Source organism: Enterococcus sp. DIV0176 (assembly GCF_050528535.1).
Lineage (GTDB): Bacteria > Bacillota > Bacilli > Lactobacillales > Enterococcaceae > Enterococcus_B > Enterococcus_B thailandicus.
The window spans coordinates 2,536,671-2,560,437 of sequence record NZ_CP172879.1 but is presented as its reverse complement, the minus strand read 5'-3'; the positions used below and the strand labels follow the sequence as shown (position 1 = coordinate 2,560,437).

Annotated in this window: 25 protein-coding genes, 1 pseudogene and 1 other annotated feature; of the genes and pseudogenes, 18 read left to right on the top strand and 8 right to left on the bottom strand. The window is 35.4% G+C overall.

Going from position 1 to position 23,767, the window contains the following annotated elements; all coding sequences use genetic code 11:
• Positions 1-259: 259 nt before the first annotated feature.
• Positions 260-1,708 carry a helix-turn-helix domain-containing protein gene (locus tag IGJ66_RS11910; protein ID WP_067484550.1) on the top strand — a complete coding sequence of 483 codons (1,449 nt, stop codon included), beginning with the start codon at positions 260-262 and terminating at the stop codon, positions 1,706-1,708.
• A gap of 12 nt (positions 1,709-1,720) precedes the next feature.
• Here IGJ66_RS11910 and IGJ66_RS11905 read toward each other — a convergent pair whose 3' ends face one another.
• Positions 1,721-4,273, bottom strand: a complete 2,553-nt coding sequence (locus IGJ66_RS11905) for an HAD-IC family P-type ATPase (protein ID WP_430616648.1) — start codon at positions 4,271-4,273, stop codon at positions 1,721-1,723.
• Between the two features lie 183 nt (positions 4,274-4,456).
• Here IGJ66_RS11905 and IGJ66_RS11900 point away from each other — a divergent pair, with 183 nt between their 5' ends.
• From IGJ66_RS11900 to IGJ66_RS11880, 5 genes and pseudogenes are all read left to right on the top strand, one after another.
• On the top strand, positions 4,457-4,786 hold the full coding sequence (locus IGJ66_RS11900) for an ArsR/SmtB family transcription factor (protein WP_071869005.1): 330 nt from the start codon (positions 4,457-4,459) through the stop codon (positions 4,784-4,786).
• A 1-nt stretch (position 4,787) separates the two neighbouring features.
• Positions 4,788-5,464 (top strand): annotated as a pseudogene (locus IGJ66_RS11895) (type 1 glutamine amidotransferase domain-containing protein).
• A 255-nt stretch (positions 5,465-5,719) separates the two neighbouring features.
• Entirely contained in the window at positions 5,720-6,160 is a 441-nt protein-coding gene (locus tag IGJ66_RS11890) for a MarR family winged helix-turn-helix transcriptional regulator (protein ID WP_067484562.1), read from the top strand.
• Position 6,161: 1 nt separating this feature from the next.
• Positions 6,162-6,791, top strand: a complete 630-nt coding sequence (locus IGJ66_RS11885; protein WP_067484565.1) for a nitroreductase family protein — start codon at positions 6,162-6,164, stop codon at positions 6,789-6,791.
• Between the two features lie 124 nt (positions 6,792-6,915).
• Complete coding sequence (locus tag IGJ66_RS11880; protein ID WP_368027195.1) at positions 6,916-7,359, top strand: DUF2798 domain-containing protein; 444 nt, start codon at positions 6,916-6,918, stop codon at positions 7,357-7,359.
• 40 nt (positions 7,360-7,399) lie between these two features.
• On the opposite strand, the gene IGJ66_RS11875 is transcribed toward IGJ66_RS11880, so the two are convergent.
• Positions 7,400-7,915 carry a PadR family transcriptional regulator gene (locus IGJ66_RS11875; protein ID WP_071869008.1) on the bottom strand — a complete coding sequence of 172 codons (516 nt, stop codon included), beginning with the start codon at positions 7,913-7,915 and terminating at the stop codon, positions 7,400-7,402.
• A 112-nt stretch (positions 7,916-8,027) separates the two neighbouring features.
• Between IGJ66_RS11875 and IGJ66_RS11870 the strand changes: the two genes are divergently transcribed.
• Together IGJ66_RS11870 and IGJ66_RS11865 are read left to right on the top strand one after the other, a co-directional pair.
• Positions 8,028-9,224: an MFS transporter gene (locus tag IGJ66_RS11870; protein ID WP_430616647.1), complete on the top strand. Its 1,197-nt coding sequence runs from the start codon at positions 8,028-8,030 to the stop codon at positions 9,222-9,224.
• 491 nt (positions 9,225-9,715) lie between these two features.
• The gene (locus tag IGJ66_RS11865; protein ID WP_067484575.1) at positions 9,716-10,045 is read left to right on the top strand and encodes a hypothetical protein; all 330 of its coding nucleotides are present in this window, start codon (positions 9,716-9,718) and stop codon (positions 10,043-10,045) included.
• Between the two features lie 203 nt (positions 10,046-10,248).
• Here IGJ66_RS11865 and IGJ66_RS11860 read toward each other — a convergent pair whose 3' ends face one another.
• Genes IGJ66_RS11860 through IGJ66_RS11850 form a run of 3 tightly spaced genes read right to left on the bottom strand, consistent with a single transcriptional unit; the run spans position 10,249 to position 11,340 of the window.
• The gene (locus IGJ66_RS11860) at positions 10,249-10,839 is read right to left on the bottom strand and encodes a helix-turn-helix domain-containing protein (RefSeq protein ID WP_095803868.1); all 591 of its coding nucleotides are present in this window, start codon (positions 10,837-10,839) and stop codon (positions 10,249-10,251) included.
• 2 nt (positions 10,840-10,841) lie between these two features.
• The gene (locus tag IGJ66_RS11855) at positions 10,842-11,042 is read right to left on the bottom strand and encodes a helix-turn-helix transcriptional regulator (RefSeq protein WP_075491466.1); all 201 of its coding nucleotides are present in this window, start codon (positions 11,040-11,042) and stop codon (positions 10,842-10,844) included.
• A complete protein-coding gene (locus IGJ66_RS11850; protein ID WP_075491467.1) occupies positions 11,032-11,340 on the bottom strand; it encodes a hypothetical protein in 309 nt (102 codons plus the stop codon). Before IGJ66_RS11850 ends, IGJ66_RS11855 begins: the two co-directional genes overlap by 11 nt.
• 171 nt (positions 11,341-11,511) lie before the next feature.
• Between IGJ66_RS11850 and IGJ66_RS11845 the strand changes: the two genes are divergently transcribed.
• Positions 11,512-11,961, top strand: coding sequence for a hypothetical protein (locus IGJ66_RS11845; protein ID WP_095803867.1), 450 nt, complete (start codon positions 11,512-11,514; stop codon positions 11,959-11,961).
• The gene (locus IGJ66_RS11840; protein WP_095803866.1) at positions 11,958-12,431 is read left to right on the top strand and encodes a hypothetical protein; all 474 of its coding nucleotides are present in this window, start codon (positions 11,958-11,960) and stop codon (positions 12,429-12,431) included. Before IGJ66_RS11845 ends, IGJ66_RS11840 begins: the two co-directional genes overlap by 4 nt.
• A 290-nt stretch (positions 12,432-12,721) precedes the next feature.
• Here IGJ66_RS11840 and IGJ66_RS11835 read toward each other — a convergent pair whose 3' ends face one another.
• From IGJ66_RS11835 to proB, 3 genes are all read right to left on the bottom strand, one after another.
• Entirely contained in the window at positions 12,722-13,066 is a 345-nt protein-coding gene (locus tag IGJ66_RS11835) for a hypothetical protein (protein ID WP_067484577.1), read from the bottom strand.
• A 116-nt stretch (positions 13,067-13,182) separates the two neighbouring features.
• Positions 13,183-14,430: a glutamate-5-semialdehyde dehydrogenase gene (locus tag IGJ66_RS11830; protein WP_086270514.1), complete on the bottom strand. Its 1,248-nt coding sequence runs from the start codon at positions 14,428-14,430 to the stop codon at positions 13,183-13,185.
• Positions 14,431-14,487: 57 nt separating this feature from the next.
• The gene (proB, locus tag IGJ66_RS11825) at positions 14,488-15,288 is read right to left on the bottom strand and encodes a glutamate 5-kinase (protein WP_067484580.1); all 801 of its coding nucleotides are present in this window, start codon (positions 15,286-15,288) and stop codon (positions 14,488-14,490) included.
• A gap of 239 nt (positions 15,289-15,527) precedes the next feature.
• On the opposite strand from proB, the gene IGJ66_RS11820 reads away from it, so the two are divergent.
• The 8 genes from IGJ66_RS11820 to rlmB all read left to right on the top strand — a co-directional run bounded on the left by IGJ66_RS11820 (position 15,528) and on the right by rlmB (position 23,767).
• On the top strand, positions 15,528-16,061 hold the full coding sequence (locus IGJ66_RS11820; protein WP_075491448.1) for a dUTP diphosphatase: 534 nt from the start codon (positions 15,528-15,530) through the stop codon (positions 16,059-16,061).
• A 40-nt stretch (positions 16,062-16,101) separates the two neighbouring features.
• A complete protein-coding gene (radA, locus tag IGJ66_RS11815; protein WP_067484585.1) occupies positions 16,102-17,475 on the top strand; it encodes a DNA repair protein RadA in 1,374 nt (457 codons plus the stop codon).
• 29 nt (positions 17,476-17,504) lie between these two features.
• Positions 17,505-18,656 (top strand): PIN/TRAM domain-containing protein, encoded by a 1,152-nt coding sequence (locus IGJ66_RS11810; protein WP_067484588.1) that lies wholly within the window; start codon positions 17,505-17,507, stop codon positions 18,654-18,656.
• Between the two features lie 175 nt (positions 18,657-18,831).
• Complete coding sequence (gene gltX / locus IGJ66_RS11805) at positions 18,832-20,292, top strand: glutamate--tRNA ligase (protein ID WP_067484591.1); 1,461 nt, start codon at positions 18,832-18,834, stop codon at positions 20,290-20,292.
• Positions 20,289-20,500: a binding site (T-box leader), on the top strand. (Overlaps the previous gene by 4 nt.)
• Positions 20,501-20,579: 79 nt before the next feature.
• Entirely contained in the window at positions 20,580-21,116 is a 537-nt protein-coding gene (gene epsC / locus IGJ66_RS11800) for a serine O-acetyltransferase EpsC (RefSeq protein ID WP_067484593.1), read from the top strand.
• Entirely contained in the window at positions 21,113-22,525 is a 1,413-nt protein-coding gene (cysS, locus tag IGJ66_RS11795) for a cysteine--tRNA ligase (protein ID WP_071869012.1), read from the top strand. The genes epsC and cysS overlap by 4 nt, the downstream gene beginning before the upstream one ends.
• Complete coding sequence (locus IGJ66_RS11790) at positions 22,522-22,917, top strand: Mini-ribonuclease 3 (protein WP_067484597.1); 396 nt, start codon at positions 22,522-22,524, stop codon at positions 22,915-22,917. The genes cysS and IGJ66_RS11790 overlap by 4 nt, the downstream gene beginning before the upstream one ends.
• Positions 22,910-23,767: a 23S rRNA (guanosine(2251)-2'-O)-methyltransferase RlmB gene (gene rlmB / locus IGJ66_RS11785; RefSeq protein WP_075491447.1), complete on the top strand. Its 858-nt coding sequence runs from the start codon at positions 22,910-22,912 to the stop codon at positions 23,765-23,767. The genes IGJ66_RS11790 and rlmB overlap by 8 nt, the downstream gene beginning before the upstream one ends.

The following is a 23,767-nucleotide window of genomic DNA, read 5'->3' as shown; positions in this document are numbered from 1 at the left end:
AAATTTAGTTTATCCCTTACCAAGTTAAGTCTTTTCATTTTATTTATTTAAAATTATACTTAGTAAAGTAATGAAAACGATGTCGGAAACCATGAAACTGCTACAAATCAGGGAATATCGAATCAAAATTCAATCATTTAATTAAAGTATGGATATAGATCAAAAAGATGAAATAACTATTTTTTCAGTTGGTTTACACATAAAAAATTTGTCACACCAATTTTTACGAGCTGATTATTTTTTGGAAAGGGGGCTCCGTATGTACTCATTAGTGAAACAATTTATAACAGAAAAAGATTTATATCGACAGGTGTTATTGTTGGAGCAACTTCTTAATAATTCACAAGTTACAGTCAAAGAGTTAGCCGAAAAAATCGAAACGACGGAACGAACCGTTTTTTCAGATTTGAATTCCGTTCGTAGTTATTTACCTTCTGGTTGGGAAATAGCTACAGACAATAATGGCATCAAATTGATTAGTGAAATTACAGTTGCAACAAATGATATTTGGGAAGTCTTCTTGCCACACTCGATTACTCTTCAATTAGTCAAGGAGCTACTCTTTACAAAGGAATTAAATTTATCCGATTTTTTGTATAACACAGGAATCTCAATGGAAACACTCAAACGCCACACCACAAAGGTCAATCAGAAACTAAAAAATTATCATATTCGCATTCGTTTAAAAGGCGGAACAGCACAGCTAGTTGGAGAAGAAAGCTCAATTCGGATTTTTTATCATAGATTACTTTTGCCATTTACCCATAATAATTATTTTTTTGAAGACTATTTTATTCACGAAGATCATTATCAATACTTTTTAGCGAAAGATATCTCAACTAAACTGAAAGTTGAAACAGAACAGATATTTGGCATTTGCTGGTTCTTTATCAATACGATCAGAATCAAGGCGGGTTGCCAGATCAACCAATTTTCATTTAATCAGAAGGATCCACTGTTATGTTTATATGTCCCATCATTAAAAAAATTGTATAAAAAAGAAGGCATTTATCTTGAAGAATCAGAACTGTTTTTTGCTTTCTTCTGTTTTTTTGAAAGCTGGAATTATAACAATGAATTTGGTGAAGAAGTGAAGACTGTTTTAAATACTGACTATCCTAACTTACTTGAGAAAGCACAAGAAACGGTTCAAAAATTGGCTGAAAAACTCAATCTTCCCAAATTACACGAGACACACTTGAAGTGTAATTTATTGATCCTATTATTGAAATATGCTGAGTCACCCAGTCTTTCAGAGCAGTTTCAATTAGAGTATCAAGAACTGTTGATTCAACAAAATGAAGCATATCCCATCGTCCAAATGATAGGGGAAGAACTATTTCAAGAATTATTGAAAGTCGCATCGATTAAAGAGCAAGCATATTTTGTGAATATTTTTCTTTTGTTGTGCCAACAAGCAATTTTCTCAATCAAAACACACACCATAACTATTTATCTTATTTTTCAAAGTGAACCTGCTTGGAAATTATTTTTACAACAAGAGTTGTCTGATTATTTAGGCAAACGGATTCGCATTGAACCAATTGAATTGACTCAATTAAATGAGCTCACGTATCAAGCCGGTGATTTGATTGTTTCAAATATCCCAATTGATAGTTCTCCGTTACCGGTTTTTTATCTTTCATTGATACCTACAAAAAATGAGCTCAGTCGGTTGACTGAACTCACGAATCATTCTTACATCTAGCCAGGTCTTCTCTTAGGAGACAGACTCATGGTTAGGTGCTTTTTTTTTGCTTAAAAAATTTTTACTGATTTTTTTCTCAAGCTCAACGATGAAAAACAGAGCCAATGCGTTGCCAAAAATCAATAATTGTTGGTTAAGGGATAAGCTAGTTGTGCCAATCAATTGTTGAGCAGCTGGTAAGAAAATCACGATTGCTTGAAGGATGAACAAGATGCCTAGTGAAATAAACAGGGCTTTGTTTTTCCAGATGCCTTGGTTGAGTGAAGGATCAAGTAATTCGCGACAATTAATCATGTAGACTGCTTGACCTAAAACGATGCTTTGTAACAAGACAGTTTGTTGTAATGCAGCGCCATCGAACTGAATGGATAAGAGGTAGGCAGGCACCATGATTAACAAGGATACGTAGAATATCCGAAAGACATTATACAGTGACAAGATGCCAGCATTTGTTTCTCTAGGAGGGCGCTTCATCACGTTTGGACTTGCTTTTTCAAATCCTAAAGCGTAGGAAAGTGTAATGGTCGTAGCCATATTGACCCACAAAATTTGAACAGTAGTTAGGGGAAGTGGACGGTTCAACAATAAAGCAACAATCACGATTAGCCCTTGTGCTAATGCGGTGGGTAAGAAGAAATTGATTGTTTTTTGCAAATTATCAAAGAGTCTGCGTCCTTCTTTGACTGCTTTAGCAATCGTATGGAAGTCATCATCAGCTAAAACCATGTCTGCGGCTTGTTTGCTGACCTCACTACCTTTGATTCCCATAGCGATTCCAACATCTGCTTTCTTTAGTGCTGGCGCATCATTGACACCATCACCAGTCATCCCAACAATTTCGTCATTTTTTTGTAAAGTTGTGACGATTCGTAACTTATGTTCAGGCGTTGTTCGAGCAAAAACATCAACTTTTTGGACTTGTTTAGCAAGTTCTTCATCTGATAACAAATCGATGTCGACACCTTCTAACACATTTTCTGTGTGCTTCAATCCAATTTGAATGCCAATGGCTTTAGCTGTTTCTTTGTGATCTCCTGTGATCATTTTGACTGAAATTCCAGCTTGCTGAGCTTCTTTGACGGCTTGGATCGCACTCTCTTTTGGAGGATCAATGATACCAGATAAACCAACGAAGTTCAGATTGGTTAAAAGCTCATGGGTTAATTCTGTAGGCTCTGTGAAGGTCTTGTAGGCGAAACCAAGAACTCGTTGGCCTTTTTCTGCTAATTGTGTAGATTGTTTTTCCCAATTTAATTTTTCTTGTTCAGTTAATTGTGATTTTTTCATCAAAACTTCTGGTGCGCCTTTGATAAAAACAAGAAATTGCTTGTCGATAGAATGTGCAGTGGCCATGTATTTGTAACTTGAGCTAAAAGGAATCTTGCCTAGAACTGGTTTTAAAGTTAACTCATCATTTTTGACGTAGTTTAGTAAAGCTAATTCTGTTGGGTTCCCTTTTAATTGCTCGATTGGTTGATCGTCTTTAGTCTTTAATTCTTGACAGTTGTTCATGATCTCTTTCATCATTTGTGGTTCATCAGTTAAGACGTCCATCACGGTCATTTCGTTTTTGGTCAATGTTCCTGTTTTATCGGAGCAAATGACAGTCATCGAACCTAGTGTTTCAATTGTTGGCATGCCTTTGATGATAGCATTTTCTTTTGCCATTTCTTTGACGCCCATTGAAAGGATCATTGTTAAGACAGCGGGTAATCCTTCTGGAATCATTGAGACAATCAGTGCAACTGAAGCAGAGAACATCAGATTCAATTCCAGTCCGTATCTTAAACTAGAGAAGAAAAGTAAGAATACGATCAGGGCCAAAATGCCTTGAAAAATGTATTTATTTAATTGGTGCATTTTTTTAATAAGAGGGGTTGTCTGCACTTGTACAGACTGAAGTGCCTTGTTGATTTTCCCAATCTCAGTTTGATTTCCAATTTCGACAACGATACCTTGGGCAGAGCCTGTTTGAACTAATGTGCCAGAAAATGCCATATTCACTTGATCTCCTGTTGGTGATGTTTCTTCAATCGTGGCACTTTGCTTTTCAACGGCTAAAGATTCCCCGGTCAAAATAGCTTCTTCAATGGTTAAATCGTGTGTGTCAATCAAACGTAGATCTGCCGGGACAACATCTCCTGCCTTTAGGATAACAATATCTCCTCGGACGAGTTGTTCCGCATCAATCGTTTCTTGAATACCAGCGCTAAGGACGACTGATTCTTGTCCCATCATATTTCTGAGCCCATCTAAAGAGTCTTCAGCTTTTCTTTCTTGCCAGTAACTAATCAACCCATTGATAACGACTACTAACAAAATAATAGTCCCGCCAATGATATCTCCGGTGAAAAACTTGAGTAATGCGGCAATCATCAAGACAATCATCAATAAATCCGTAAAATGTTTCGCAAACTTTTGCCATGGCTTCAATTGTTCTTGCTTTTCAATTTTATTTAATCCATCAGTTTCTAAACGAGCTTGACGTTCCTGTTGTGTCAGTCCAGCTGTTTCAGCACGTGTTTTTTGCTTCACTTGTTCAGTTGAAAGTTTATACCATTTCATCTTGTTTCCTCCTGTAATTATTTACTTGATACCTTAAGTATATAGAGAAATTTTCTGATTTCTGGTCGATAATTTCAGGGGAGGGTGAAAAAGATGCGTCATCACTGGAAAAAGAATAACTAATTTGACAAGAAGACTACTTTGGTGGTTTAATGGTTTAAAAATATGAACGGAGAATGCGAGATGCCTGATTTTACGAATTTAAAACAAGAATTCTCAGAAGTGAGTGATTTTTTAATCGCTTTGGGTGATGAAAAACGCCAGGCAATTATCATTAGATTGCTAGAAGATCGTGCTTGCCAAGGTGTAAGAGTGAATGAGTTAACTGAAATAACGAATTTATCCCGTCCAGCAGTATCGCATCATTTAAAAATTTTAAAAGAGGCAAAAATTATTGATTATCGTAGTGAAGGAACGAAAAACTTCTATTATCTAACACACGAAACCGCTGAAATCAATAAACTACAAAAATTATTAGTTGACGTGAGCCAAATCATCGCAGAGGTTGATTAACGTGAAAAAAGTCTTGATTGTTGAAACAAATGTTACTCATTATCAGGGGACAACGGAGCCAACTGGATTGTGGTTAGGTGAAGTAGCTGAATTTGTGGCTGAAATGAAAAATGCTGGGATTGAAGTCGATTTTGTTAGCCCAAAAGGTGGATTTGTCCCGCTTGATCCACGCAGTATGAAATACATAGATGAATCAATTCTTGAAATTTATGAAAATCCTGATTTTATTCATAGCGGATTGACGGACACTTTGCGTCCAGACCAAGTGAATCCGGCTGACTATGCTGCGATTTATTATACTGGAGGACATGGTGTGATGTGGGATTTTCCGGATGATTTGTCAATTCAAAATCTTGCGTCTACTATTTATGATAACAATGGGTATCTGGTTTCTGTGTGTCATGGGTAGCAGGACTATTGAATATTAAAGATAAGAGTGGTAACTATTTGATTGAAGGTAAAAATATTACTGGATTTACTACGACTGAAGAAATCATCGCAGGGAAAAAATCTGTTGTCCCATTTTTGAACCAAGTGGCGGTCGAAAAACGTGGCGGCCATTTCAAGAAGAAAAGATTTTATCGTGAATATGCAATCAAAGATGATCGAATGATAACAGGACAAAATCTGTTTTCTGTGCGAGCAATTGCCAAATTATTGATTGATGAATTAATTTAATTAACGAACTAGCTAACTAACTTTCTTACGTTGTTGGCTAGTTTTTTTGTGCAGTAAGCTAATACCCTCTTGTCAAAAATATCACTAAGTTATTAACTTGTTCATATACATTATTAAAAAATATTAGTGGTTACATCTTGAATCGCCAATAAAAAAATTATTTAACAAGCAAAAATTCTTGCGTTTCTCAACAAATCGCTTTATTATTGACGAGTCAACGATTGACAAGTCAATGGTTAGTGTGAGGAGGAACAGATGTCTTTAGAAGAAATTAGTCATGTTTTATATCAAATTAAAGTAGCAGATCAAAAGATTATTCAAATTTTTGAAGAGAATATTGGATTGAGTTTGACGCGTTATGAATTATTAACGCTTTTAAGAGAAAAGAATCCTTGTTCACAAAATACGCTACAATCATTCTTACAAATCGATCAAGGAGCGGTAACTAGGCACCTGAAATTATTAGAAACAAAGGGTTACGTTACACGACAACGAAATCCTTTAAATAATCGTGAGGTAGTTGTTACCCTCACCGCTAAAGCAGAAGAGAAACTTTCAAACTGCGAAAGAGAGCACACGGATATGGCTAGCATTTTATCGCCGGCATTTGAACCAGAAGAAATGTCACAGCTATTAGTGTTGCTTAATAAATTAAATACGCAATTATCAGCAATCAAAACGAAAGAAGTGGAATAAAATGGAAAAAGCAAAAGATTTTTCAACAATTATGTATGGCAGAAAATCCGTCCGAGTGTACGATGAAACTTATAAAATCCCCCATGAAGAAATGTTAACCATGATTCAGAAAGCAACAACAGCTCCTTCTTCAGTGAACATGCAACCATGGCGTTTTGTTGTTGCAGAAAGTGACGAAGCAAAAGAAAAATTGCGTCCACTGATTCGTTTCAATACAAAACAAAATGATACATCTTCAGCTATGGTGATGATTTTTGGTGATCTAGAATGTTATGAATATGGTGAAGAAATCTACAATCAAGCATATGAAGCTGGCAAGATGCCAAAAGAAGTTCGTGATCATCAATTGGCAGCAATCATTCCTTACTACAAATCATTTTCTAAGTCAGAAATGAACGATATAGTCAAAGTTGATTCTAGTCTTGCTGCAATGCAATTCATGTTGGTCGCACGTGAACACGGGTACGAAACGAATCCAATTGGTGGATTTGAAGCAGACCAACTAGCAGAAGCTTTTGATTTGGAGAAAGAAAGATACGTACCAGTAATCATTTTATCCATCGGAAAAGCAGTAGAAGAAGGGTATGAGTCTGTTCGCTTAGCTGCTGACAAACTAACTACTTTCAAATAAATTCCCATTTTTTAAGTACTCAAGTCAAGATTTATTTATTTTAGGATAAATAAAATAAATGCTTACGAGAATTTTTTGTCTGTGCTACGATAATCCTCGTGACAAAATGAAAGGAATGATTTGAGTGCCTACAAATAAAAAAGAAGGAATTATTTTTACTACGATGATGTGCTTTTCAATGGTTTTTGGAATGAGCATCTATAATTTATGGTTACATCAGGAGCTTTACTTGACAAAATTTATGATAGGGCTACTTCCAGGATTTATTGTTGCCTTCATATTAGATGTTTTTGTCATCGGTGTTTTAGCAAAAAAAATTGTATTTAAACTGCCACTGAATCCAGAAAAAAAAGTACCTATTATCTTAACAATTTCTTGTTTAATGGTCACTGGCATGGTTACTTGTATGTCACTTTTTGGTGTAATAATGGAACAAGGAATCTCGGATAATTTATTACCGGCGTATCTGAACGCTTGGAAAATGAATGTCATTGTAGCTTTACCTTTACAACTCCTTTTCGTAGGACCTTTTTCTCGAAAAGTATTGAACATCATCCAAACAAAATAAAAATAGAGTGTGTCATCTCAACAGGTGACACACTCTATTTTTATTCAAAGAAAGCTTGCATTTGATCTCTTACCTGTTGGCACCATAAAATTTCTTGTTGGCAAAGAAGAACTTTTCTTTTGATGACGACATAGCGTCCAAAGTCTTCTTTTTTCGTTGAGGTAAGGCCATCTAATTTGGCTTGGTTTTTTTGAAGTATTTTATTCAATTGTTGTTCACGTGTAAATAGCAAACCATTTGCTGTGTTTTTATCTAATGTAGAAAAGGCATAGATTTTTGCTAAAAATTCGTCTTTTTGTGTTGGTGAGGGTGTCTCTTCCTTAATCCATTCTTCAACGAGTAAACGTCCTTCATTCGTTAGCTCATAAATTTTTTTCTGTGAATGCTGCTCGTTATCTAAGATAGACAAGTAACCTTGTTGCTCGAGTTTCGCTAAAGTTGTGTAAATTTGACTATGGTGTGCCTCCCAGAAAATATTAATCAATTGTTTTAACTCATAGCCAGATCGTGGCTTTGTTAAAAGAACACACAATAGAATATAAGATAAAGTATTCACTGAGTAATACTCCTTTCTCCGTTTTTTTTTATTATATCATAAAAAATATACTCAAATTACATGTGCATATTGACATGTAATTTGAGTCATGTATGATGCTAGGTAGAGGGGAATGATAAATTTGGAGAATAAAATTGAACTGGAAGAACAAACTTCCGAGAAAAATTCAGCATTGGTTGTGGCTGCAACCTGTATGATTGCTTTTATGGGAGTAGGATTAGTTGATCCCATTTTAAAAACAATTGCTTTACAATTAAATGCGACGCCTGCAGAAACCACGCTTTTATTTACGAGTTATATGTTAGTAACAGGTGTAGTCATGTTATTTACGGGGTTTTTATCTAGCAGAATTGGTTTGAAAAAAACATTGATGATGGGCTTGTTGATTATTGTGTTATTTGCCGGACTAGGTGGATTATCAAATGATATTGGTTTATTGATTGGCTTGCGTGCTGGTTGGGGGATCGGTAATGCACTGTTTGTTTCAACAGCGTTAGCAACAATTGTTAGTATTTTGGTAGGAAACACAGAGAAAGCAATCATGATGTATGAAGCTGCGATTGGCTGCGGAATGGCAATTGGTCCGTTGTTAGGTGGCGTACTAGGAAGTGGATCATGGAGATACCCATTCTTTGGTGTCGCCTTTTTAATGTTGTGTGCTTTTGTTGCATTGGCTATTTTATTACCTGAAATTAAAAAACCGAAACGTAAGGTTCAATTTTTAGAAGGAGTGAAAGCTTTAGCTAATCATAAATTACGTTCAGTTGGTTTAATTGCATTACTATACAATTTTGGCTTTTTTACTTTGCTGGCATATGCGCCCTTTCTGTTAACTGGTTATACTGAGATGCAAGTGGGATTTGTCTTTTTTGGTTGGGGTGTGTTGTTGGCAATTTCTTCCATTTTTGTAGCACCATTTTTAGAAAGAAAGTATACAACGTACCGTACAATCATGACTGCTTTTGTTTTCTTTACATTTTGTTTGATCCTACTTGGTTTGGGAACATCAATTCCGATACTTGTACCAATCAGTATTGTGTTAGCAGGATTTTTCCAAGGAATCATCAATACATTGTTAACAACTATTGCGATGGAAATTCCAGGTTTGGAGAGAAATGTGGCTTCTTCTAGTTATAGTTTTGTCCGCTTTTTTGGGGGAGCTTTGGCACCATTCATTGCGGGGAAAATAGGAGAAATCTTTGATGAAAAATATTCGTTTTATTTTGCAGCAATTATTGTTTTGTTAAGTTTAGGATTTATTGTTTATCATCGACAATATTTTGTAACAGAAGAAGGAAATCAGAAATAAAAATAAAAAAGATTCTAGATGCTTCGTTATAAAGTTTCTAGGATTTTTTTTTATTTTCTTGCTGCGCTGATCTGTACCTTGAATCAAAGTAGATAACGAAGCAATACCTAAATAAATCCAGCTACGCAAATTGAGTATTCTTACTCAAATACTATAGCCAACTCGTTTGAGCCACTAGTAAAAAAGAATAATATCCGCTAAAATCAAAGGATAAAAGCTAGCGAGGATAATATTTAAAGGAGAAGTGAGAGAAGATAATAGCAACCACATGCGCTAATTCATTAAAGGCAGAACAAATGCCAATTCTAAAAGGTTAAATAAAAAGATAAGATGGAAATTAAATCTAATGTAAATATTTTTTCTCTTATTGAACCAGTAGCTAACAGGTAGCAATAAAAGAAATAAGATAGGAGTCATAGTTATCCTCCTAAATTAGTGTTATCTATTAATGTATCAGGTTTAGTGGGGAAATAGCGAGGAGTGAAGAAAAAATGTTTGAAGAAGATTTTCGTGAAGTGGGGCTAACGCTAGTTGAATTACCCATTGAATTGATTGATGGACGACCAGTGTATCGAGGCTATCTTAAAGAATTACCGACAATCAATGCACAAGGTGAGTCTAGAAAAGTCATGCAACAAAAATTAGCAACGATTTATCAAGCGTATCGTACAGAGATGCTGGAAGAATTGGAAGAAGAAAAAGAAAAGACGATGAACTTATCTGTTGATGAGTTGCTTCGATATTACGACGGAGAGACATTTGATGGTTTTTCAATTAATGAAGGAAGTTCTGAGACAGATTCAGAAAATCATTGGAGTTAATTAAATTAGGGAGTGGATAGCGTGGGGATGACTATAGTAATCTAAAAAAATTATCGTTTTTGGAGTTTTCTCTTCAGATTACTCTTTTTAAAAATTTAATGGAAGTTTTCTAGGTTAATCTATCTTTTTAGTAATAAAAATAACCGCACAGAAATTAGGTCAATGAGTTGATTTTTGTGCGGTTATTTTAGTTGAAGACGATTTTATAGTAGTGCATTTTTCACTGATAGGAGAGTGAAGTGATCTTTAGAAAATTCTTTTGTTTTCGGAGTTGATAAATGTAAATGACAAAATCGATCAAAAATATTTTTTTTGAACAATTCACTTGAATAGGGATAGTATAAGCTAATCAGTAAGACTTCAATATGACCAATATACTCCCACTCAAACATCAAAGATTCTATCTCTTTTTGTGTGATCAATGATTTTTCTGGTAGGCTAATCAAGTTAGAAATACTAAAGGCTATTCTGGATAAAGTGCAATCATGGTACAACAATTTTTGTTGAATGGGTTGAATATCCCCATTATTTTTTACACATAAGTTTAGTTCTTCTACAATGGACATCAGTGAGGTTTTTGTGTATTCTCTATCTAAAAATTTTGCTAATTCTGTAAATTCTTCAATACTAACTCCCATCTTGTCAATAAGCGCTAGAACTAAATCAAATGATACATTTGTCTGCTCATTTTCTAACTTTGAAAGAAATGAAGAAGAGATTATATTATTTGCTAATTCTGTTTGACTAATTCCTTTTCTAGTACGTATGAATTTTAATGCTTTCCCAACTAACATAGCTAGTCTCCCACGAAAAAAATAAATAGTTCATCTACGCTAGTATTTAATGATTTAGCTAATGAAAAGGCTAATTTCAAACTAGGGTCATATTTATCATTTTCAATTGCGATAATAGTTTGTCGAGTTACGTTTGTCATTTTTGCTAACTCGGATTGTGTCATTTTTTTAGCTTTCCGCAATTCCTTTACATTATTTTTCATCTTCAAAATACTTTCTGCTTTCCACTTTTAAATTAATAAAAATTATAATTAAAATTACAACTAAGATTGACCATAATTGATTATAAGAGGTTAAAAATGAAATGTTCAATAAATTCCCAATTAAATCTGCTATCAAAGAAATAATTATTAATCCGAGCGTCAGGAGCATTGATTTACTTAAAGCATTTTTTAATATCATCTTTCCTAGTTCATCTTTTTTCTTACCAATTTTAGAAAGTGTTGCACCAATAAGTAATGCAGTAGTGATTATTAAAATTACAGATAGTAGGTATACCATGTATTAATTCTCCTCTCAGTTTCCTTATAAAAATTAAAACATCCACTAGACAAAAAGTAAAGAACGTTTTACTTTTTTAGACTTGAACATATTCACTTTTTCTTCAAATAGGAAAATTACATTCGTTAAGTTCAATTATGTATTACTATTTTGAATAGGAGGAAAATAATTATGAAAAGGAGTAGCAGGAGAAAATTATTTATTTTTTGCTTTGTGTTTGTTCTGTGTTTTTTAGTTGTAAATAAAGGTGAAACTTTTTTGAGTTTAATGAAATATCGTTATCAATCAAGTGATTTTATTTCGATCACATCTATTTCAGAGATTAGCAATACAAAAAAGAATAGTATTATTTACTTAGGTCGAGAGACGTGTCCAACTTGTCGTGAATTTGTTTCACAAGTAAAAAAGGTAAATTCATCAGATAGACAAAAAATTTATTACATAGACACAAAAAAACAAAGTAATAATCCGCAATTTAAAAAATTCATAAAAAAAGAGAAGATAAGTACAGTTCCTACATTAATTTATATCAAGAGAAATAAGATTATTAAGATTTATAGTTATCCAGATTTAAATAAAAATAAACTAAAAAGTATACTTAAGGGAGATATTTATTTATGAAATCAATCATTGAGAAAATGCCAATTTTAAAAATTATGATTATTGCAGTCGTATCGGCGTTACTTTTGAATATTGGATTTACCACAGCTAGTGTATATGCTTCTGAAGTTAGCAGTAAAGAACAAGTTGAATTAACAAATTCTTTACTTAAAAGTATCACCTTTGATAAAAATACCAATAAACTATTTATGGATGAAGAGAAGTTAATAAATACAACTGAACTTACTTCTACAGAAGCGAGTAAATTAGCAACTGAATTTAATTCTCTATCTAGTGAGGAGCAAAAAGACTTGATGAAGGATTTTAGTAAAAACAATACCGCTCGTGTTGCTCCTATTATAATTTGGGCAGCGGGAGTACTAGGTGGTTGGCTAGCAACTAAATTATTAAACTGGGGAGCACATAAATTCTGTAGTTCATATAAAAACTATAATTCTATTACAAAATATGTTTGTGAGGTTATTGATTAATTTAAAAAATATTATTTTGAGTAACTCAATTATTATTTTTGTTTTTAAGTAATGAATAAATAAAATGTTGGAAGCAACTATTATTACTGAAAGAAAAAAGCTAGTAGATTCAAAAATCTACTAGCTTTTTTTATGTTCAAATTCAATATTATTTTGTTCAGCTTTTTTTAATTGAACAGGGGGTAACAGCTTAATCCTTAAATTAATAGTGTAATGAAAATCTAACGTTCAGAGATTAGGTTGGAGGTTTAATTTCTAAAGAGTGGCTCATCAGCTACACACTCCCTAAATTAATGAAATGTGTGTTTCAAATGATCTTTATTCAATTGATATTTGTAAGTTAAATGGAAAAAACCTGCAATTAAAAGTGTGAATGTATATGGTAGCGAATAATTAAAAAATGATACGTAATTAATCGCTGCTAATAAACTCAAGGCTAACATATAGCTTACATAAAGCCGGATTAGTAATCCTTTTGGGCCGATTTTTTCAAAATACTTTGTCCATTTTTCTCGCTGCATGCCTTGACTTCTTTTTTTTATCTGAAAGAAAAGTGTTAGTAAAGCTACACCAAAAAAAGCGGCAATGTTTAGGGAAAATAAATAGACTAAAAAGACGGTTAAAATTTCAAACATGAGAATACCTTTCTATTAGTTGAATCATTAAAAAATAATTTAACTTTTTTTGCATAACTTATAGTGAGAGGAAACAACATATGATAACAAATGTTTCTTGTGAAACAAATTAGCTGTTACTCACGGACTTGGCCTTCGCCATAAATGATATATTTTGTTGTAGTTAGTTCATTAAGTCCCATTGGTCCTCTTGCGTGTAATTTTTGCGTGGAGATACCAATCTCAGCACCAAATCCAAAAACAGCACCATCAGTAAATCGTGTAGACGCATTAACATAGACTGCTGCGGCATCTACTTGATTTAAAAACATTTGACTAGCAGCATAGCTGTCTGTAACGATTGCTTCCGAATGTTTTGTGTTGTGGCGGTTGATATGGGTGATGGCTTCGTCGATTGAGTCGACGATTTTTACTGCTAAAACATAATCAAGATATTCTGTATCCCAATCTTCGTCTGTTGCTAAAGATGCCGTTTCTAAATATTCTAGGGAGCGTTGATCTGCACGTAATACAACGCCACTGTCAACTAATGCTTTTTCAATTACTGGCAAGAAAAAAGGTGCGACTTCTGCATGAATCAATAAAGTTTCAGCAGCATTACAAACAGAAGGACGAGAAGCTTTTGCATTGACGATAATTTTTTTTGCCATTTCTAATTGTGCGTCTTTATCAATATAAATATGATTGTTTCCTGTACCAGTTTCGATAATTGGAACAGTTGCATGAGCTTTGACTCGTTGGATTAAACTTGCTCCCCCACGAGGAATTAAAACATCTAAATAATCAGTCAGTTTCATCAGTTGATCAGCAACCTCGTGAGAAGTGTCTGTCACAAATTGAATTGCGTAAGGAGAATGTCCATTGTCCACCAAAACTTGTTGTAGGATTTCTACCAGTTTTTGATTGGACACAAAGGCTTCTTTTCCACCACGTAAGATAACTGCATTTCCAGATTTGAAAGCTAAGCTGGCAGCATCTGTTGTGACATTTGGTCGTGATTCATAAATAATTCCAATAACACCAAGAGGCACGCGTTTTTTTCCAATCAGCAAGCCATCCTCATTTTTCCACATATGATCAACTTTTCCGATTGGATCGTCCAGTTGGGCAACCTTTCTCATTTCCTCTGCCATTGAATGAATTCGTTCAGATGTGAGTCTTAATCGGTCTTGCATCGTCTCGCTAATTTTATTTTGTGTTGCATGAGTCAAGTCTTCTTTGTTTGCTTCGAGAATAGCCACTTGATTTTCTTCAATCGCATCCGCCATTTTAAGTAACAAGTCATTTTTATCCGTTGTACTCATTAAAGCTAAAGTAGTAGCACTGCTTTTAGCATTTTCTCCGAGCTGTCTTAAATCGATCATCATAAATCCTCCTTTGTTTTTATAAAAGTGGGTCGAGTTCTCTCATCGAAAGGTCTTTTAGTTGTGCTTGAAAAAAGTACCGATTTCTTTACCGGCTAAAATATCAAAAATGATTGCTGGATTTTTCCCGTTTGCAAGGACCATAGAGCGGTTTGCATCAAAAATCCGTTTTGCAGCTTGTAATTTGCTGTGCATACCACCTGTTCCAAATGTACTTCCCGCACCACCAGCTTTTGCCATTAAATCGTCATTGATTTCTGTGACCAATGAGTACAGTTCAGCTTGAGCGTTAGTTGAGGGATTGTCAGAATAAAAGCCATCAATATCAGATAAGACAATCAATAAATCCGCCGTAACTAATTGAGTTACGATTGCAGAAAGTTGGTCATTGTCTCCAAATTTTGTCGAATGATCTAACTCATCGACTGCAACGGTGTCATTTTCATTTACAATGGGAATTGCACCAAGAGCGAGAAGCTGCTCTAAAGTATTGGTTACGTTTTTTCTGCTTTCTGGAAAATCGATTACGTCACGTGTTACTAAAACTTGTGCAGTTTGCTGACCGTAAGTTGCAAACCGTTGATTATAAATATTTATCAACTCACCTTGACCAATCGCGGCGATTGCTTGTTGTTCAGGAATCGTTTGTGGTCTTTGATTCAGATTCATTTTTGTCATTCCGACCCCGACAGCACCGGAGGAAACCAAAATAATTTCTTTTCCGCGATTACGTAAATCGGTTAAAACAAAAGCAAGTTGATCAATCGCAGCGAGATTTACTTTTCCATTCGGATAAATCAATGTGCTTGTTCCTACCTTGATGATAATTCGTTTTGCTTGAGTTAGTTCTTTGCGCATGAGACACCTCTAATAATTATTTGAATAAATTTTGTATGTAATTTTTTTCTATTCTACTTGTTTTAGTGTCTAAAGTCATGTTTAAAAGAAGAAGTTTTTTTCAATTAAGAAGAAAAAAAGGTCTATCTTTGAAAACTTTTCTACAGGATAACAGAATTTCTTGAAGATTTTGCAAAGAAAGGCCTTTGGTAGTGTGAATATGGTAAAATAAAACATAGTTTATTCTAGGGGGAAGATTCGTGAAAAAAAGAGGTTTTGAAGTTGTTTCTAACTATGCGAGTCAAGAAATCAATTTACCAAAAAGAGCAACACACCACGCTGCAGGATATGATTTTGAAGCTGCGGCAGATATTATTATTCCAAGTATTTGGAAGTCAGGTATAAAAAATGGACTTACTACATTGATAGAATCAATGGGAGAAAAAGCAACAGCAATTGATGAAAAACAATTAAAACCTACTTTGGTGCCAACAGGTATCAAATCCTATATGGGAGAAGATGAATTTTTACAATTAGCTAATCGTTCAAGTAATCCTTTAAAACGGTTTTTGGTTTTAACAAATGGTGTTGGGGTCATTGATAGTGATTACTACAATAATCCAGATAATGAGGGACACATTATGTTCCAGTTTACTAATTTTGGTTTTAAAGATGTGATGATTAAAAAAGGCGAACGAATTGGTCAAGGCATTTTCTTGCCGTTTTTAAAGGCAGATCAAGATGAAACAACAACAAGTCGAGAAGGCGGGTTTGGTTCTTCGAATAAAAACTAAATTGGCCAGAATTTATTAGCTATTTAAAGGAGGCGAGACAATGGCAAAAAAATCAAAGACACAATTTGTTTGTCAAAATTGTGGTTATGTGTCGCCTAAATTTTTGGGACGTTGCCCAAATTGTGGAAAATGGAATACGATGGTCGAAGAGATTGAACAAGATACAAGTGATCGTCGAGTACGCACCAGTTTAACTGGTGAACGAGCAAAGCCTACCAAAATCGACGAAGTAGTCCCTAAAAAAGAGCCTCGTGTACAAACAAAGTTAACAGAGTTAAACCGTGTACTTGGGGGTGGGGTAGTTCCAGGCTCAATGGTATTGATTGGTGGAGATCCGGGGATTGGGAAGTCAACGTTGCTTTTACAGGTATCTCAGCAATTAGCAGCTATTGGGGGAAAAGTTTTATATGTTTCTGGTGAAGAAAGTGCGGAACAAATTAAGCTTCGTGCGGAACGATTAGGAAACATCGATACCGAATTTTATTTATATGCTGAAACAGATATGAATGAAATTAGTCATGCAATTGAACAGCTGAAACCAGACTATGTTATTATCGACTCGATTCAAACAATGACTCAACCAGATATTACAAGTGCGGCTGGTAGTGTTAGCCAGGTAAGGGAAACAACTGCTGAATTGTTGAAAATTGCGAAGACTAATGGTATTGCTATTTTTATTGTTGGACATGTTACTAAAGAAGGCTCGATTGCGGGACCAAGAATGTTGGAGCATATGGTGGATACTGTTTTGTATTTTGAAGGAGAAAAGCATCACAGTTTCCGAATTTTACGTGCGGTGAAAAATCGTTTTGGTTCAACGAATGAGATTGGTATTTTTGAAATGCGTGAACATGGACTAGAAGAAGTATCTAATCCTTCTCAAATCTTTTTGGAAGAACGTTTAGATGGCGCAACTGGCTCAGCAATTGTTGTTGCAATGGAAGGTACTCGTCCAATTTTAGTGGAAATCCAAGCTTTAGTTACACCAACTATGTTTGGAAATGCGAAACGCACGACTACAGGGCTAGATTTTAATCGTGTTTCTTTGATTATGGCAGTTTTGGAAAAACGAGCAGGATTGCTGTTACAAAATCAAGATGCTTACTTAAAAGCGGCTGGTGGAGTAAAATTAAATGAACCAGCAATTGATTTAGCGATTGCGGTAAGTATTGCATCAAGTTATAAAGAAAAAGGAACACAACCAACGGAATGTTTTATTGGCGAAATTGGGCTTACTGGTGAGATCCGACGTGTGAGTCATATTGAACAACGTGTCAAAGAGGTTCAAAAATTAGGATTTACGAAAGTCTATTTGCCAAAAAATAATCTAGGTGGGTGGAAGGCTCCTGTGGGTATTGAAGTTATTGGAGTCGCAACATTAAGCGAAACGCTTAAAAAAGTATTTCAAGCATAAAAATAAAAAAATGAAATGGAGGAACAACTATGCAAAAACGCGTCATTACATTGTTGATGATCATTGCGGGAGCAAGTCTAGGTATTTCTTTTTTACCAGCTGCTTGGCAAGCAATCGGCCAACAAACCAATGGCTGGCTGAACAATACGTTTACTAATAGCCTGTTAGGTGCACTTATTTTCTTTATTTTATCTCTGCTATTAGCAAAACATATTGCTGCTGTGCTGAAACAAGTAGAAGAAAAATTGAGTGAGATTAGTTTAACTTATTTATTGTTTGGAGCAATTGGTACAATTATTGGGTTAACTTTAGGGGTAATTATTTCAACTCCTCTTTACAATATGGAAATTCCATTTGTAAATAGTGTTTTACCCATTCTATTGATGATCTTTTTAGGTTATTTTGGTATGAGAATGGGCACAACTCGAATTGATGAATGGAAGAAAATCTTTGCGCCACGAAACAAGAAAGTGGAACAAGAATTACCAAATCAGTTTGAAAGCCAGTTATTAGAACGTAAATCAGGCGATAATTTCCACAAATATAAAATTTTAGATACGAGTGTTATCATTGACGGGCGAATTTATGATATTGCTAAAACAGGTTTCTTAGAAGGAACGTTAATGATTCCAAATTTTGTTTTATATGAATTGCAATACATCGCAGATTCTGGTGATAGTTTAAAACGAGTTCGTGGACGCCGCGGGCTAGATATTTTAAATGCTTTACAAAAAGAAGAAGGTATCTCTGTTGAAATGTATGATGGAGACTTTGAAGAAATCAGTGAGGTTGATAGTAAACTAATTAAATTAGCTAAACTGTTAGATGGCGTGATTGTTACTAATGATTATAACTTGAATAAGGTCTCTGAGTTTCAAAATGTGCCAGTCTTAAACATCAATGCGTTAGCAAATGCAGTTAAGCCAGTTGTGATTCCTGGTGAGACAATGAATGTTTTAGTCGTAAAAGTCGGAACAGAGCGTCAGCAAGGTGTTGCTTACTTAGATGATGGAACAATGGTTGTCGTTGAAGATGGCCAGCATTATATGAATGAGCATCTTGAAGTTGTCGTAACTAGTGCGTTGCAAACAGCAGCTGGTCGAATGATTTTTGCTAAACCAGCGCATGCAGGTCGGGGTATTGATAACAAAAAAAATTCTGAAACGAAGACAAAATCTTAATTTCATAAATAAAATGAGCCAACTGATGAGGAAATTCAATCGGTTGGCTTTACTATTTGCACTAGAAAAGGTAAAATTTTGCTGAGTGACTTTAAATAAATAATGTTTTTAAGGTCAAAGCTGACGGATTTTTGCTGTTAGTCACATAAGTCTAGTTTGAAAGAAGAGGAAGAAAATGACGAAAGTACGCGTACGCTATGCACCAAGTCCAACAGGGCATTTACATATTGGAAATGCACGAACTGCATTATTCAATTATTTATTTGCTCGCCACAATGATGGAGAATTCATCATCCGTATTGAAGACACTGACCAAAAACGTAACATTGAAGATGGAGAAAAAAGTCAGTTAGAAAATTTAGCTTGGTTAGGAATGGATTGGGACGAGTCTCCTGAAAATCCTGGAGAATATGGTCCTTATCGTCAATCTGAACGTAAAGAAATTTATCAACCACTGATTGATCAATTACTTGCAAGCAATCGAGCTTACAAATGTTACTGTACAGAAGAAGAATTAGAAGCGGAACGTGAAGCACAACGCGCTCGTGGTGAAATGCCTCACTATGGTGGGAAATGTGCAAACTTAACGCCAGAAGAACAAGCTGAAAAAGAAGCTCAAGGGCTAGAGTCAGTTGTTCGTTTCCGTGTGCCACGAAACACAGAATATAAGTTCAACGATATGGTCAAAGGTGAAATTTCATTTGAATCAGATAATATCGGCGGAGACTTCGTCATTCAAAAACGTGATGGCATGCCAACCTATAACTTTGCTGTAGCAGTGGATGATCACTTGATGAAAATTACTCATGTTTTGCGTGGAGATGACCATATTGCAAACACACCAAAACAATTAATGATCTATGAAGCATTTGGTTGGACACCACCAACATTTGGTCATATGACACTGATTATTAACAGCGAAACTGGTAAAAAATTAAGTAAACGCGATGAATCAATCCTTCAATTTATCGAACAATATCGTGAATTAGGTTATTTACCTGATGCAATGTTCAACTTTATTGCATTGCTTGGTTGGTCACCAGTAGGCGAAGAAGAAGTCTTCAGTCAAGAAGAATTAGTGAAAATGTTTGATCCAGAACGTTTGAGCAAATCACCTGCAGCATTTGATGCGAAAAAATTACAATGGGTAAACAACCATTACATGAAAGAAATGGATTTAGCTGAATTAACAGATATGTGTTTACCATATTTGATTGCAGATGGCCGAGTTGAAGAAAATCCTGATGAAAAAACAATTGAATGGGTGAAAAAAATTGTTCAATTATATCAACCACAAATGAGCTATGCTGCGGAAATCGTTGAAGTGTCAGAGTTATTCTTTAATGAACATCCAGTTTTAAATGATGCGGCAAAAGAAGTATTAGCTGGTGAAACAGTTCCAGCTGTTTTGACAGCATTTAAAGCACAGCTAGAAGAAATGGAAGTTGTTGATGCTCCAACAGTTAAAGCAGCTATCAAAGCTGTACAAAAAGAAACTGGTGTTAAGGGCAAAAACTTATTCATGCCAATTCGTGTTGCTGTTTCAGGACAAATGCATGGTCCTGAATTACCAGACACAGTTGAATTATTAGGCCGTGAAAAAGCACTTGCTCATTTAAACCAAGTAATAAAATAAACACGAAGAACAGAAGAAGTAAACAACTAGTTTGTTTTTAGAGAGGCGACGGAAGGTGAAAGTCGTTACAAAGTAGGTGTTGAAATGCCTCTGGGAGTGGTTTTAGCGAACACAAGTAGCTAAAAACGGGTAGCAGACGTTATTTTGCTTCGAGGTAATCTGTTTTGATTATGAAAAAAAGTGGAACCACGCCATTAGCGTCTTTTATTTAAGGAAACTTATTTAAAAGACGCTTTTTATTTATAGTTTTGGTTACATAAATCTGTTATGGAAAGGAGTGAAGGTGAATGAATTGGTTTACGCGAATAATTACTGCTACGAAAAAAAATGATCCTGCTGTACGTTCGACTTTAGAAATTGTTCTAACATATCCAGGATTCCATGCGTTACTTTGGCATCGTCTTTCTCATTTCTTATACCAACATCGTTTGTATTTATTAGCTAAAATCATTGCCCAATTCTGGCGCTTTTTAACTGGGATTGAAATACATCCTGGCGCACAAATTGGTAAAGGTGTCTTTATTGACCATGGAATGGGCGTAGTGATTGGAGAAACGGCAGAAATTGAAGATGATGTGGTCTTGTTCCATGGTGTGACTTTAGGCGGGACAGGCAAACAAACAGGTAAACGACATCCTACAGTTAAACAGGGCGCGTTGCTCTCTGCAAATGTACAGATTTTAGGTCCAGTGACAATTGGTCGGCATGCAAAAGTCGGAGCAGGAGCAGTTGTACTTAATGATATACCAGATGATGCTACAGCAGTTGGTATTCCGGCAAAAGTTGTTCGGATTAAAGGTGAAAAGATAAGGAGAACAGAATGATAAAAATATATAATACGCTTACTCGAGAGAAAGAAAAATTTGTTCCTATTGTAGAAGGTCAGGTTGGAATGTATGTTTGTGGGCCAACCGTTTATAACTATATCCATATTGGAAATGCGCGGAGTACCATTGCATTTGATACAATTCGTCGTTATTTTGAATATCGCGGCTATCAAGTCAAATATGTTTCGAACTTTACAGATGTGGATGATAAAATCATCCGCGCAGCAAAAGACTTAGGGATCACAGCACCAGAAGTTGCGGATCGTTTTATCCAAGCATTTGAGGAAGATACTAAGGCGTTAAACGTGGAACCAGCAACCTTACATCCAAGAGTAATGGATCATATGCCAGACATTTTATCGTTTATCCAAGTATTGATTGAAAAAGGCTATGCGTATGAAGCGCAAGGTGATGTTTATTATCGGACACGTCGTTTCAAGGATTATGGTCAGTTGAGCGATCAGTCAATTGATGAGCTTGAAATTGGTGCGAGTCAACGAACGGGTGAAGAACAACAGCTGAAAGAAGATCCATTGGATTTTGCTTTATGGAAAAATGCCAAGCCGGGAGAAATTTTTTGGGAGTCGCCATGGGGAAATGGTCGTCCAGGCTGGCATATTGAATGCTCTGTTATGGCTACAAAACACTTGGGTGAAACAATTGATATTCATGGTGGTGGACAGGATTTAGAGTTTCCTCATCATGAGAATGAAATTGCCCAAAGTGAGGCCAAAACGGGACAAAAATTTGCAAATTATTGGATGCACAATGGTTATGTAACGATTGGCGAAGAAGATCAAAAAATGAGTAAGTCTCTTGGTAATTTCATTACTGTCCATGAAATGATTCAAACAGTGGATCCACAAGTTTTACGTTTCTTCATGGCAACAACGCAATATCGCCGACCAATTCGTTATAGTGAGGCAACGATAAAGGAAGCGGCAACAAATCTACAACGCTTAAAAAATACGTATGATAACGTTCAATTTCGTAAAGATAGTGCTGCTAGTTCATTGACAGATGATAGTGACAAAATGGCAGAATTAACTGAGTTAGAAACGCGCTTCATTCAAGAAATGGATGATGATTTCAACGCAGCAAATGGAATCACAGTTGTTTATGAGCTTGCAAAATGGTTAAATACTTATTTGGAACAAGAACAAGTTTCCCTACCAGTTTTAGACCAAGCAATAACTTTATATGCGCAATGGTTAGCGATTTTTGGAATTTTCTTTACTTCCGAAGCGTTACTAGATGAAGACATTGAACAATTGATTGAGGAAAGAAACCAAGCACGCCAAGCGAAAAATTTCGCGCGTAGTGATGAGATTCGGGACTTATTTAAAGAAAAAGGGATCATCCTGGAAGATACACCGCAAGGAACCCGTTGGAGAAGAGAAGTATGAGAGATTACACGCAGCTAAATGGTTTAGCTCTTGCATACGTTGGTGATGCAATTTATGAGATTTATATTCGAGACTACTTGATTGATCAAGGACAAACCAAACCAAATAAATTACACCATACGGCAACAAATTATGTATCTGCTAAAGCACAAGCTTATTTGATTCAAAAAATGTTAGAAGAAAATATTTTAACAGAAACAGAAGATATTTATTATCGTCGTGGTAGAAATGCCAAAAGTCATACAGGTGCTAAAAATGCAGACATCACGACTTATCGAATTGCTACAGGCTTCGAAGCGTTGATGGGGTATTTACATCTAACAAAGCAAACCGAACGAATGGAAGAATTGATTGAATGGTGTATTCAGAAAATAGGTGAAAAAAATGGATAGAAAAAATAATTTTAAAAATAAAAAGCGACATACTAATGACTGGAACAAGCAATCAAAAACATCTCAAAAAAGAACAAAGCAAGAATCAAATCATACGCAAGAAAAAGACGAATCAATTGAAGATAATTTTGTCTTTGGTCATCATGCTGCTGTGGAAGCACTTCAACAAGGACGAGGAAATAAATTGTTTCTCCAAGAAGACGCTCATGGCGAGAAGGTAGATGAGTTAAAAATAATTGCTCGTGACCAAGCCGTTCCCGTGAAATGGGTTCCTAAACAAAAATTGGATACATTAAGTGATCGAGGTGTACACCAAGGTGTGGTGTTGGCTATCACACCTTACGAATACTTATCGTTAGAACAGTTGCTTGAACAAACAAAAACAAAAAAAGAAAATCCTTTCTTTTTGATTTTAGATAGTCTAGAAGATCCTCACAATTTTGGCTCGATTTTGCGAACAGCTGATGCAAGTGGTGTGGACGGCGTAATTATCCCTAAGCATCGCGCAGTAGGAATCACACCAATCGTTACCAAAACGTCTACTGGAGCAGTTGAGCATGTGCCAGTAGCAAGAGTAACTAATTTGATTCAAGCAGCTCAGCAACTAAAAGAAGCTGGTTTTTGGATTTTTGGAACAGACATGTCTGGAACGAATTTTCAGAATTGGAATGCAAAAGGTTCAATTGCATTAGTAATTGGTAATGAAGGGCGCGGTATGAGTCAAGGATTGAAAAAAGAAATGGATGAATTATTGACAATCCCGATGGTAGGGCATGTTCAAAGCCTGAATGCAAGTGTTGCAGCAGGTCTGTTGATGTATCAGGCGTTTTCCCAACGACAGGGGGAGTAA